The sequence below is a fragment of the Sinomonas terricola genome (assembly GCF_034931225.1).
Taxonomy (GTDB): Bacteria; Actinomycetota; Actinomycetes; order Actinomycetales; family Micrococcaceae; genus Sinomonas; species Sinomonas terricola.
In genome coordinates this window covers 214,645-226,147 of sequence record NZ_JAYGGQ010000001.1, presented here as the reverse complement: position 1 = coordinate 226,147, position 11,503 = coordinate 214,645, and the positions used below count along the sequence as shown (strand labels likewise).

The 11,503-nt window shown below is 65.5% G+C and carries 14 protein-coding genes; all 14 read right to left on the bottom strand.

Going from position 1 to position 11,503, the window contains the following annotated elements:
* Positions 1-286: 286 nt before the first annotated feature.
* Genes SPF06_RS01150 through SPF06_RS01085 form a run of 14 tightly spaced genes read right to left on the bottom strand, consistent with a single transcriptional unit; the run spans position 287 to position 11,461 of the window.
* Positions 287-1,891 (bottom strand): GDSL-type esterase/lipase family protein, encoded by a 1,605-nt coding sequence (locus SPF06_RS01150; RefSeq protein WP_323277090.1) that lies wholly within the window; start codon positions 1,889-1,891, stop codon positions 287-289.
* Between the two features lie 28 nt (positions 1,892-1,919).
* Positions 1,920-2,126, bottom strand: coding sequence for a hypothetical protein (locus SPF06_RS01145; RefSeq protein ID WP_323277089.1), 207 nt, complete (start codon positions 2,124-2,126; stop codon positions 1,920-1,922).
* A 9-nt stretch (positions 2,127-2,135) separates the two neighbouring features.
* Complete coding sequence (locus SPF06_RS01140) at positions 2,136-2,270, bottom strand: hypothetical protein (RefSeq protein ID WP_323277088.1); 135 nt, start codon at positions 2,268-2,270, stop codon at positions 2,136-2,138.
* Positions 2,270-2,758, bottom strand: a complete 489-nt coding sequence (locus SPF06_RS01135) for a phospholipase D-like domain-containing protein (RefSeq protein ID WP_323277087.1) — start codon at positions 2,756-2,758, stop codon at positions 2,270-2,272. The genes SPF06_RS01140 and SPF06_RS01135 overlap by 1 nt, the downstream gene beginning before the upstream one ends.
* Before the next feature lies 1 nt (position 2,759).
* A complete protein-coding gene (locus tag SPF06_RS01130; RefSeq protein WP_323277086.1) occupies positions 2,760-3,167 on the bottom strand; it encodes a DUF1003 domain-containing protein in 408 nt (135 codons plus the stop codon).
* On the bottom strand, positions 3,164-3,421 hold the full coding sequence (locus tag SPF06_RS01125; protein WP_323277085.1) for a hypothetical protein: 258 nt from the start codon (positions 3,419-3,421) through the stop codon (positions 3,164-3,166). Before SPF06_RS01125 ends, SPF06_RS01130 begins: the two co-directional genes overlap by 4 nt.
* Complete coding sequence (locus SPF06_RS01120) at positions 3,418-4,296, bottom strand: hypothetical protein (RefSeq protein WP_323277084.1); 879 nt, start codon at positions 4,294-4,296, stop codon at positions 3,418-3,420. The genes SPF06_RS01125 and SPF06_RS01120 overlap by 4 nt, the downstream gene beginning before the upstream one ends.
* Positions 4,293-4,508 carry a hypothetical protein gene (locus tag SPF06_RS01115; protein WP_323277083.1) on the bottom strand — a complete coding sequence of 72 codons (216 nt, stop codon included), beginning with the start codon at positions 4,506-4,508 and terminating at the stop codon, positions 4,293-4,295. The genes SPF06_RS01120 and SPF06_RS01115 overlap by 4 nt, the downstream gene beginning before the upstream one ends.
* 10 nt (positions 4,509-4,518) lie before the next feature.
* Positions 4,519-5,178, bottom strand: coding sequence for a hypothetical protein (locus SPF06_RS01110; RefSeq protein ID WP_323277082.1), 660 nt, complete (start codon positions 5,176-5,178; stop codon positions 4,519-4,521).
* Between the two features lies 1 nt (position 5,179).
* Complete coding sequence (locus tag SPF06_RS01105; RefSeq protein ID WP_323277081.1) at positions 5,180-6,145, bottom strand: hypothetical protein; 966 nt, start codon at positions 6,143-6,145, stop codon at positions 5,180-5,182.
* Entirely contained in the window at positions 6,138-7,361 is a 1,224-nt protein-coding gene (locus tag SPF06_RS01100; protein WP_323277080.1) for a hypothetical protein, read from the bottom strand. The genes SPF06_RS01105 and SPF06_RS01100 overlap by 8 nt, the downstream gene beginning before the upstream one ends.
* Before the next feature lies 1 nt (position 7,362).
* Positions 7,363-7,683: a hypothetical protein gene (locus tag SPF06_RS01095; RefSeq protein WP_323277079.1), complete on the bottom strand. Its 321-nt coding sequence runs from the start codon at positions 7,681-7,683 to the stop codon at positions 7,363-7,365.
* 26 nt (positions 7,684-7,709) lie between these two features.
* Positions 7,710-9,119 (bottom strand): hypothetical protein, encoded by a 1,410-nt coding sequence (locus tag SPF06_RS01090; RefSeq protein ID WP_323277078.1) that lies wholly within the window; start codon positions 9,117-9,119, stop codon positions 7,710-7,712.
* Positions 9,116-11,461, bottom strand: coding sequence for a phage tail tape measure protein (locus SPF06_RS01085; protein WP_323277077.1), 2,346 nt, complete (start codon positions 11,459-11,461; stop codon positions 9,116-9,118). Before SPF06_RS01085 ends, SPF06_RS01090 begins: the two co-directional genes overlap by 4 nt.
* Between the last annotated feature and the right edge of the window lie 42 nt (positions 11,462-11,503).

Here is an 11,503-nt window from a genome sequence, read left to right as displayed (position 1 = left end):
CAGCCGCATTACCCGCCCATCTATTCTCAGCAAGTCCCACGCTTCCGGCTCAGTTGGGGCGCCCTCATCCCCTTGTGGATCATCGCGCTTACGGCGCTGCCCGTCCTGATCTACCTCACGTCAGTCTTTTTCCACGGACTGATCTACGAACGCTGACTTGGGGGCCAGACACCAAAAGGCGCCCCACCTTCCCGTGCGGGAGGGTGGGGCGCTTCGCTGTTCCAAGTACAAACCAGGCTTGGAGTTGGCTTGATGGTTCCAAGTGCCGGCGGCACGCGGTTGGAAGTTAGCTGGTCAGCCCGAGCCTCGTGAGGTTGTACACACCGAGCTGCCCGAAGGCCGAGATGCCTGTGCCAGTCGGGGTGTTGATGTTCAGGTACATCGAGGTGCTGCCGGACGGCACGACCTGTTCCATATAGAAGTACCCGCGGGTCAGAGCCTTGGCCGGGGTCAACTTCGCGAGCGCGCCGGACTGGTTCTGAAACGCGACCGTCGCGGTGTTCCCGCCGTTGGTCGTGATGATCCCGCCGACTGCCAGCCGGTCCCCGACGGACCACTTCGCTGACGGGAGCGGGAATTGGACGTAGTACGGGGAGGCCGTGGCCGCGCTCTGAACCTGCCACATATTCCCGCCGACCGCGGAGTCCGTGACATAGCTGACAGCCAGGCCCGATGGGAACCCGGATGCGATCTGCCACCCAGGGGGGATCCCCTGCCCGTTCAGGGCACCCCCAAGAAACAGCGGGTGCGTAAGGATGCTGACCGGGTCGGCGTCGTCCTGCGCGACGAACGGCGAGTTCGCGGGCATCAGGGGCGAGAGCTTGTTCGCGACGTACTGTCCGAACATCTGTTGGCCAGCGGTTCCGGGGTGCGTCCCATCGCCGGAACCCCAAGAGATGAGGTAATTCCCGGTCGTCGGGTCTGCCGCCTGCCCGTAGAAGTCCAGCAGGGTGAGGCCGTTTGTCGATGCATAGAGCTTCAGCCAGAGGTTCAGCTGCGTGATCAGATAGTGCCGGTTGGAGGCGTTGTTCGGAGGGATAGTGGACAGTATCACCCGAACGTGTGCGGCGTTGGCCAACTGCACCATGGATTGGATGGAGCCTTGGAACCCGGCGATGGTAGTTGCATCGGGAGTTGAGCCTCCCGCCGAAACCGACTGGCCCACGTCATTCGTGCCGCAGAGGATGACGGCCACTGACGGCTTGGTGGACAGGACATCATTCTGGAACCTCGCGGCCATCTGCACACTCGTCTGACCGGCGATCCCAGCATTGATACCCCGACGCAGGGAGCCGCCTGACATCAGGCACGCGTAGTCGAGCCACGAGTCCTGATACAGGTTGTTTGTCTGCCCGTTGAACCCGGCCTCGTAGTCATTCGTAGCTGTGATCGAGTCTCCTATTGCGGCCAGCTTCGCCCCCGCAATAGGCGGTTGCGATGGTGTTGCGACCTGCCCGGCGTTGACGGTGGTGCCGTCCGTCCGGGTTAAGATCAGATTCCCCGAGCCGTCCACCGCGGCCGACGTGACCGTGCTGTTCGCCATCGCCACCCACGCCGGGGTAGGCGCGGCGGCGGTCAAGGTCTTCGGGTCAACCTCGGCCAGCGACCCATACGTGAACGGGCCACCGCTGCCCGGGAGGCTGAAACAATGCGTCGTGGTGGGCTGTCCAACCATGTACTCGACAACCTGCCAACACCAATTCGATGTAGTCGGATCCACGTTCACCGAGAACGAGCCCGTGTTGTCGAGGACGACATCGAACGACGCCGGAAGCACGACCTCCGAAGACGAGCCGACACGGACCGTCGGCGACCACCGGAGATACCCCACGGCGGCGACATGCCCCGTCTGGGTCTGCACAGTGAACTTGCCGGAAACCTGAACGGTCACAGGGCACCTCCTCGGGCACGGGTGGGGACTACTTGGCGGGAGCGGGCGGAACAGCCTCAGCCGAGACGGAATCGAGGACTGCGTTCGGCACAGCCCACGTCGCGACCGTCGTCGCGACGACACCCACAATCGTCAGCCACTTGTACTGATCAGGCGGCAGGACAGCGAGGAGGGCGGTCACGACGGAACCGACGAGCGCCGCGATGGACTTGGCATAGACAAGGATCTTCTTCACTGCTGACTCCTAGAGCCTGTGGAGGATGTAGTCCGCCTCGCCGCGTTCGACGAAGCTGTAGAGGATGCGGGCATACATGATCCCGCCGACGGTGAGACCGATACCGGCCCCGATCATGCAGCCGACGACGAAGACGGGCATCATCAGGCCCTCGCCTTCATCTGCTCGAGTGCGTGGTCGTGCTCGATGTCGAGGACCGTCCGCGCGCGCGCACACAGCTTGGGGCTGTGGTGGATGGTGAGTTCGTTGTCCTGCTTCGTCTCGCCCGAGTCTGACCAGTTGGTCGAGCCGCCGATGAGCCATTCGCCGTCCACGACCGCCATCTTCCTGTGCATGATGGCACCCTTCTCGGACGTCCCGATGGCCACGCGGCTGTTCGGGAACTTCTGGAGGATGAGCTTCTCGTGGACGCCCCCCGCCTGGGAACGATCGAGCGTGAGCTGCACGAACACGTTCGGGTCCTTCATGTGGGCGAGGATGATGTCCGCGAGCTCGTCATCGTCGAACCCGTACATCGCCACGACCACCGAGTGCTGCGCACCCTTGAGGACGTCGACAAGCGCGCCGTGCACGTCATCGATGGGCGAGTAGAGCATCCACGCCTGCGCGTCGGTCGGCTGTCCGAGGTCCATCTCAGCCTCCGATCCCAAGGTGGGCGCGCATCGTCTCAAGGATCTCCGTCTGCGCTTCATTGATGCTCACCAGCTCCGCGACGGTCTCCCGGTCATGCTGGGCCAGTGCGGCACTCACGGCGTCGGCGCGTTTCGCTGCGATGAGGAGGATGCCGCCCTGAAGGCCCGCGAGGGTGGAGAGCATCAGGTTCAGGAGGATGAAGGGGAACGGGTCGAAGCCGAGACCGAAGACGGCAACGGCGTTCCATGTCATCCACGCGCCCATGAAGCCGAGGAAGCCGAAGATGAACCCCCATGAGCCCATCGAGGACCGCATCCAGTCGGCGGCGCGCTCCCCGAAGGACAGGTCGGAACCGGTCCGCACTGCGGGATGGGATTCCCAGTGCCGAGTGTGGTGGGTCGGACTCACTTCCAGTTCCTCCAGACGCCGAAGACGAGGTGGCCGATCAGCCAGAGCAGGACCACCGTGAGCACGCCGCCGAAGAGGACGTGCGTGCTCGTCCACTTCGTGATCGGGTCGCCCGGCTGGCCGCCCTCGAGATCCCACACCGTGAAGGACAGCGTGTTCTCGACGTTCGTGCACAGGGCGTAAATCTCGGGCCCTAGGAAGGTCAGGAACGACCCGCACGCCCAGATCGACCAGTACACCTGCCAGCGCGTCATGGCGTGGCCGCCAGCCGCTTCGCCAGCTCGTCGGCGACTGCCTTGGCGATGTCCGCCGGGATTGCCGCGGCGACCTGCGCGGGCGTGAGGTTCTGGACCATCGCCGCGAGATCGGCCTGCCCGTAGACGAGCTTGCGAACGTTCTCGACGACCTCGGCGAGGTCATTCGTGCGTTGCACGAGAGCGTCCGTCTCGTTGTTGATGTTGCGGGCGTGCGCTAGGAGTTCGGTCTGCTCCGAGTCAGAGAGTGCCATGAATCCTCCGATAGGTGTGACGTTGCCTGAGTCGGGGTTTACGCCGGGAGGGACCGAGATCGCGGCCCAGTCTGCGCGGTCGAGGAAGAAAGTGGAGGCGTCCCCGCCGCCGGGTGCCGTGCCGGTGCCGCCCCACTGCCAGCCGATCGGGCCGACCTGCGACCATGCGCCGAGGTTCACGGTGAGCGCGGCGTTGTACTGGGCGACCCAGAGGCCAGCCCCGGCCTGCACATGCGAGGAGAAGTCATAGCCCGCGACGAGCGAGCCCATGATGTAGTCGTGCGCCCCGCGGCCTGCTGCCTGTACGGCGCGAATGAAGGCGAGGCCTTCCGTGACCGGATTAGCACCGCCGTAGCTGCCCTGCTCGACATCCCAGAACACGGGGCCGTGCGGACAGTTCGCGAGGGCAGCAGCACAGTTCGCGCCATCCTGTGTCCCGTTGCCGCCGTACGCGAACGGCCACGTGTAATACCCGATGAGGCGCCCCTCGCTGACAGCCTTCGCGAGTTGGAACCGGAAGTTGTAGTTCTGCGGGGTGCAGTTCAGGATCACCGCATCGTCGTCACCGAAGTCCGGGGCTCGGCCGCTGTCCTTGGCGTAGTCTCCGACCTTGAGGGTCACGATCCACCCCCCGGCTTGTCCTGCTTGTTCTTCAGCTCGTCCTTGACCCACCGCATGTCGGCCTTGAGTTCGCGGATGTCGCCGTCCTGCTCTGTGAGGTGATCAGTGATCTTGGCGAACTGCCTCGACAGCCAGCCGAACAGGCCTCCCACGATTGCCACCCCAACCCCCACCGTCGTCGCGATTGCCCCCAGCGCCGTCCACTGCTCCATGGCTGCCCCTTCACCCGACCTGAACTACGCTGAGGTACCCGGTCTGCCACGGGTTCGACCCGAGGGTCTGCGCGAACCCGGACGACTGCGACAGATTCAGCTCGAGGTAGTCGCCGTTCACGAGGTCGAGCGTGACGACGGCCTTCGCGGAGAACTGGCTGATCGCGCCCTGGTTCGTGATGGGAACCGCCTGGCCGCCATAGCCGATGTCGGTGCCGTTCTTCCGGAACCATGCGACGACGCGGCCGGTCGCCGTGTTCGTGGAGAAGCCGCCGCCGCCGGACACCTCATAGCGGCCCGGCCCGACAATGGTGATCCGGGTCGGGTTCGCACCGATGTTCGACATGCCGCCCGTGTCAGTAACCACCGTGTTGAACTGGACCTGCGCCGTCGTGCCATCAGCGAAGCTCTGAGACGTTCCCGCCGTGAGGACGCACGCCATGGCACCCGTCCAGTTCGTGCCGTCGCAACGCTGGATCGGGCACCCAGCCAGATCGAGGCGACACACGAGGAGCCCGTTCTTCTTCACCAGCGCGTCCCGCGCAGCCTGCGACGCTACGGGGATCACGACGTTCGCCGAGTTGCCCATCGTCGCGAGATCTGTCGTCAAGTTCGCGAAGGCATCCGGGTTCGTAGGGACGACGATCCCATTCGTGAGGGTCTGTGCCATGTCAGCGGCTCCAATCGAAGGCGAGCTGCCCGGAGGCGGCGTTGGCTTGGACTCCCTGGAAGGCGGCATAGTCGCCGCCGAAAATGGCTATGCCGCCGCCGTTCACGAGGTCGGCTGCCTGTGCGGCGGATAGCGTCACGGTCGGCGACGCATAAGGCTGGATGGTCACTGTGGTCGGCCCATTGAGCAGGGTCACGTCCGTGAACTGGCTGGGCCGGGACGAGGCCGAGTGCGTCCAGATGTTCACTGACGCGGGGGCGTTGTAGTTTCCCGAGCCGCCGATGCGGGCCCCGAACGTGAACCGGGCGGCGGCGATGGTGCGGCCCGCAAGCTGGGTGGGGCCACCCCCGTACCACCACGCGCCGTGGACCGTCGAGCCATTCCACGTTCCCTCATAGACGTCGGCCTGATTGCCCCACGAACCCCACCCGCCCGTTGCCCAGAAGGTGGCCGAGTCCGATGCGGTGAACGGCGTGGTTCCCGTCGATGGCCCGGAGCCCTGCGATGTGATCGGCTGGCTCACCGTGGCCGATGGGGTGGCAATCGCCTTGGTGGCGTAGGGCACCCCGGCGAGGAACACCATGTCGACGTTGTCGTTCACGGCGGGCGTGTAGCCTGACTGCGCGTAGGCGTTGTACGTCATGCCGTCGGTGCCGGTCACGACGATCGTGTTCGACCCGCCGGGCACGCTGGTGACTGTTCCTGTGGCTGGGTGGATGCCCGATGTGGAGAGGCGGCACAGGATGATCGCCTCCGCGCCGCCCCTGCCCGAGTCGATCAGGACGCACAGCACTGGGTCGCCCGCCGCAACCGCGACATTATCCGCGCATGAGGCGGGCAGCGCGCTCCCGTTGATGTTCAGCGAATAGCCCGTCGAGCCGGACGCCGGAGCGACCACGACACCGCGGACGAACCGCGTGGCCTGCGGCTGAGCCAGAAGCGCCAGCACCCGGTTCAGATCAGCCACGAGCCACCCCCGAGAAGACCGACGCCACATCGCTGTAAGAGGCATCCAGGCCGAGGGTCATGGCGTCCACAGTCGAGTCGTGCCCCCTCAGATCGATGGTGCGGACACGGGCTGGGAACGAGACGACCTGCTTCGCGGGCGCCGTCGTGACGGCCTGCACCGTGATCCAGTCGCCTATCTGCAGGCCCGGGTGCGGGAGGCACGTCGCGACCATCTGCACGAGGAGCCCGTCGAGCTGGGTATCGCGCATCGTCGCCGCATACGCATCGGCATCGGCCTGCGTCGCGATCAGGTTCGAGGACACGAACACCGGGTACGACCCGTGCGGGCCACCGTCCTTGAGCGGACCGCCCGTGACACGCGCGATCCCCCGGATGGCCCTCTGCCCGGACCCTGATCCAGTTCCGTCGGCTACGAACACGTTGTTCAGCCCGTCGAGCTTCATAGTGCGCTGGACGTCGATCTGGAAGCCCTCGACGCCGGGCGCGAGCGTCCACACGGTGCCCGTGTTCGCGATCGGGTACACCTCGAGAAGGCCGGACCCATTCGTGCGGATGTCAGCCCCGACGCGCTTCGCAAGCGACTGCACAGCCGCCAGCCGATCCTGCGGATACACGAGCGTGGAAGGAACCGCTGCGTCTGTGACGCCCGAGAGGACCGTCACAGGCATAAGGTCCGTCAGGAGCCGCTTGATCTCGGACACCACCGTCGGGGAGCCAGCCGCCGGGGATGATGGCGCGAGGAACTGGGCGTTCGCAATGTTCCGGGTAAGGGAGTCGGCCTTCAGCCGGGTCCGCGCACCGCCAGACGCCCACCTGACCGACTTGCCATTGGGGATCGGGGTGTCACGGTTGACGACGCCCTGGTTCGTGACGAGATACGACCGCCACGTCTCCTCGGGGTCGGCCTGCGAGATCCTGAACCAGTCGTATGCGACGGTCCCGGCCCCGCCTACGTTGTAGAAGACTTGGAGCCGCGATCCCGCAACGCCTAGCGGATCGCTCAGGAGCCACGGGGCCTTCGTGCCGTCCGAGTCGGGGACTTCGAGGTCGAGCGTCTGAATCTGGCGTCCCGTGTCATAGGACATCGACCACTGGCCCACAGGTATCGGGTCCGGGTAGGCGAGCTGCCCGTTGTACCAGCACCAGACGGTGATCGTGTCCCCCGGCCGCGATCCCGCGAGCGCATTCGTGCTGTTCGCGTCGAGGGTGCGCATCTCAGTAGATCGCCCCCGCCGTGCAGACTACTGAGCCTGTGCCAGTTAGGGTCGCGGTGATCCGCCAGTAGAAGCCTTGGAGGGTCCGCGGCCCGGACGTGTAGACGCCGGCAGCGGTCACTGTCGCGATTGACGTCGCGTCGTCGGTCCACGTCGCGTTGTCGTCGGACCACTGGAGCTTGAAGAGCACCGAGGGCGTCCCGGTGACGGATGCGACGCGGATGCCCAGTTTGATCCACGGCTGGTCGAGGGAGACGAGCCTGCCCGTGTCCGCCGCCGACGCCGAGAGTTGGTAGCTCTGGAACATGAGGACGGCGGCCACGGGCGTCTCCTTTTAGGGGGATCGGGTCACGGGCTTTGCTCCATGGCGAGATATGTCTGCCCGGAGTGGGCGGCGTTGAATGCGGCGTATGTCGCGTAATTTCCGGAGACCGTGCCGTAGGTGACGGTCGGGACGACGACCTGCGCGGCGGGTGGGGTGACGGTATCGGCCTTTATCTGCCAGCCGACCATCTGGCCGCCCATCTTCTCGTTGACAGGCGCCTCGATGATGTCCTGAGCGACGATGTAGCCGAGTCCTGGCAGCCCTGACGCCCACCCGACGAGCGGGCGGAATAGGAGCACTGCGGCCTGCTTCAAGATGGTCCGCAGCGAGTTCGACTGGCCGGTAGCAAGGGTCGTGACCTTCACGTCGATGTTCGCCGCAGCCTGACGCTGCCCGACGAGCACGACCGGCTCATTCGTCCCAGCCACGTCGAGCTTCGTCACGGTCGCCTTGTAGTCCCACGATGGCAGCGCGTCCCAATCGAGCCCCGGTTCCCCGTTCGGCCCGACATCCGCATAGACCGGGATCGCCGAAGCCGGCGCGAGCGGATCGGACAGCCACCCCGAAGCAGACGAGGTGATCGTCGTCGTCGCGGTGGTCACCACGACGCCCGCGCACACGCCTGAGAGGATCTCGATGTCGTAGGAGATCGACCTCCCAAGCGCGGCTTCGTAGTCCGTCGTGAACCCGGATCCGACGACGTTTATGCGCCTGCATCCCCGCACTGGCCTGCGCACGCCGTCCACCGTGCGCCACACGTTGATCGTGTCGCCGCCCGACTGTTGATCGAAGTCCTGCCACGTCACCTGGACGTTCGGGCTCGGCGTGGTGCCCTGCACGAGCGTGATGTACGGGGCGTACGTCGTCGCGGTCGACGTCGAGGCGTCAGCCGTCGAGGTCCACGCATAGACGACGCCAGCCGCGTTCACGAACGACCCGTCGAAGTACGAGCCGACCACCGTAGATGTCTCGGCGAGGCACGCGTCGATGTAATGCACCTCGGACGACGCCGCCGTGTTGTACGACACCTGAACCGCATAGAATGCGGTGTTGGCCGGGGCCGTGGCGACGACCGTCGCGATCGTCCAGCCAGTCGACGCATCCGTGACGCCCGTCCCGGCAGAGCTGCCATTGGCTGCCCCGGCTGCCGTGTACCAGAGGATCGTGGCGGTCACGGTGCGCGCGGTCACTGCGGTGCGCGCCTGCACCTGGAACGCCTTCGACGTGCCCGCCGTGACCGCGATCCCCGAGGTCCCCGTCGGCGTGTTCACACTGAACGCAGCCGCCGTAGACGCCGTGATGGCGAGCGAATGGGTGCGCGAGAACGCCTGCGCCGTCGATGACGCGAGCGTGCAGTTCGTCCCCGCCCAGCCCGTGGTGTTCGTCTCGAACGACGGATTCGGGAGGTCATTCGTCCGCGTCGTCACGCTCACAGCGACGGCCTCCGTCCCGCGTAGTAGTCGGCGTTGTCGATGGCGCGGGACGCGCGGCCGTCAACATAGGCGTGGAACTCGTGCCCGTCGACCACAAGGCGCAGCGAGGATGGGAGCGCCTGCCCACCGCCGAATTCCCCCGAGCCGGGTCCCGAGTCTGGCCACGAGTAGCCGAAGCCGGCCATCGCTGCATCGGCGAACCGGCCCATCGCGTTGCGCGTGAGGCCGTGCGTGGAATCGAGGCCGCCGACGAACCCGAGGCCGACATTCTGGCCGATCTCATGGAACACCCTCGACGGAGAGTGGATGCCGAGGGCGGTCTTGGCTGCATCAAGGACATTGCCCGCCAGATTCTCGGCCGCATGCACCGCGAGGTCGACCGATCCCTCGATGCCCCTCTCGAGGCCGAGGACAATATCCCCGCCCGCGTTCAGGAGCCACAGAGAGGCATCCCCGAAAGCCCCCACGATCTTCGTCTGGAAGCTGGCGACAAACCCGGCGGCCTCGTCGGGGAGCCTCTCGATATCGCCGACGATCTGCCCGACGGCGCCGCCCACCTCATACGCGAGACTGCCCCAAGTGAAGGCCAGCAGACCAATTGCCGTCTCGATGGCAGCGAGGCTGCCGACAGCCTGCTCATGCATCTGCATGCCGTTGTCATCGACGCTCTTGGTGGTGTCGTCCACGGCCTTGTCGAGCTTCGGCAGCGCGTCGGTCACACTCTTGATGCCATCTGCGACCTGCTTCATGGAGTCGCCGAATTCCTTGGCCGCCTTGGCTACCGTACCGTCCTTGCCCAGTGTCCCGTCGGCATTCGTGCCCACCTTGTCCATGGCGGTGCCGAAACCGTCCGCCGCGTTGCCCGTGGTCCCTGCCGTGCCGCTGCTGTCGCCGAAGACGCCGAGGAACGAGTTGGAGATGTTGTCCAGCGCGGGCTGGATGTCCTTCTCCCACAATCCGCTGAGCATCGGGGCGACATCGGTGACAAACTCGGTGAACTTGTCGAGCGCGTCTCCGAGGACCGGGAGAAGCTTCGAGCCGATCTTGATCGACATGGTCTCGAAGATCTCCTTGGCGCGGTCCAGCTTCGTATTGAAGTTGTCCTGGATCTCCGACCAGCCCTTGACATTCCCCGAGGCGTCGGCCGCCGCACCCGCGACCGCCTTGATCGCGCCTTGCGTATAGTCGGCGTTCTCACCCGTTAGCATGAGGGCCACGTTCGTGCCAGTCGCGTCACCGGTCAGGAGCCGCCAAGCCTGCGCGTAGTTCTGCAGAACCTTCTCGCCCGAGATCTGCTCATTGCCGAGGGCGTGAGTCGAGCCGAGCAGTGTGGCGAGCTGCGTGATCTGCTTCTCATGCACCGGGTCAAGCTCGATGGCGGCCTTGAACCACTCCTTGTACCCCATCGACCCGTCGAAGAGGTGCTGGCCCAACTGCTGGACCTTCGGGTCAAGCTCGTTCAGGGCCGTCTTCACGTCCAGGAGCACCTTGTCGGAGCCCGGCGGCATGGCCTTGACGATCTTGTCGTGCAGCATGTCCAGCGTGCCGGACAGGCCCTTCGAGGAGAGCTCGTCGGCAACTCCCTGAGCGGTCAGGCCGAAGAGGGCGAACTCCTTGGTCTGCTGCTGGGTCGGGTTGATCATGTGCCGGATCGTGTCATTCAGGTTCTGAGTCGCCTGATCCGCGCTCATGCCGTGCACCGTCATCGACGCGAGGTCGCCGAGGATGTCGTCGAGGCTGATGTGAGCTGCGGCAGCCATGGGCAGCACCGAGTGCAGCGAACCGGAGAACAGCTCGAACGTCGTCTTGCCCTGAGCCGTCGCCGTGATGAGCTTCGACGTCACGTTCGCGGCCTGATCCGCGGTCAGGTGGTAGTCCCGCAACGTCGATGTGACGGCATCGCCCACGGTCTCCACCGAGGACCCCTCGGCCTTTGCGCCCTGCGCCGCCGCCGTGAGCACCTTGAGCATGTCGGCACCGTGATAGCCAGCCGACTCGATGTAGTACGCGCCCTTCTCAAGGTTATCGATCGTCGTGCCAGTGTCCTGCGCGACCTTGAGCATCCCGTCGCCGACCTGCTTCAGGTTCTGCTGGGACTCGCCCGCAGAGGTCACAAGGCGCGTGTTCGCGGCCTGGAAGTCTCCCGCTGCCTTGACCATCTCGCCGATGCCCTTGGCCATCTCGACAGCGCCGAGGCCGGCCCCGATACCGAGGCCGAGTGGACCGAGGGCGGCTCCGAGCGTCTTCCCGACACTCGAACCGGCCTTCTCGATGCCCTCGAACGTCTGCTTGGTGTTGTGGTCCTTCGCGAAGATGTCGAAGACGAGGCTAGTGCTAGCCACCGAGACTCACCCCCCACCATCCGACCTTGTTGTCCTTGAGCC

Bases quoted from the DNA above. Each gene is read 5' to 3' on its own strand.
- SPF06_RS01140 (WP_323277088.1), bottom strand. From the start codon at position 2,270: ATGATGCCCGTCTTCGTCGTCGGCTGCATGATCGGGGCCGGTATCGGT.
- SPF06_RS01135 (WP_323277087.1), bottom strand. From the start codon at position 2,758: ATGGACCTCGGACAGCCGACCGACGCGCAGGCGTGGATGCTCTACTCG.
- SPF06_RS01125 (WP_323277085.1), bottom strand. From the start codon at position 3,421: ATGACGCGCTGGCAGGTGTACTGGTCGATCTGGGCGTGCGGGTCGTTC.
- SPF06_RS01115 (WP_323277083.1), bottom strand. From the start codon at position 4,508: ATGGAGCAGTGGACGGCGCTGGGGGCAATCGCGACGACGGTGGGGGTT.
- SPF06_RS01110 (WP_323277082.1), bottom strand. From the start codon at position 5,178: ATGGCACAGACCCTCACGAATGGGATCGTCGTCCCTACGAACCCGGAT.
- SPF06_RS01100 (WP_323277080.1), bottom strand. From the start codon at position 7,361: ATGCGCACCCTCGACGCGAACAGCACGAATGCGCTCGCGGGATCGCGG.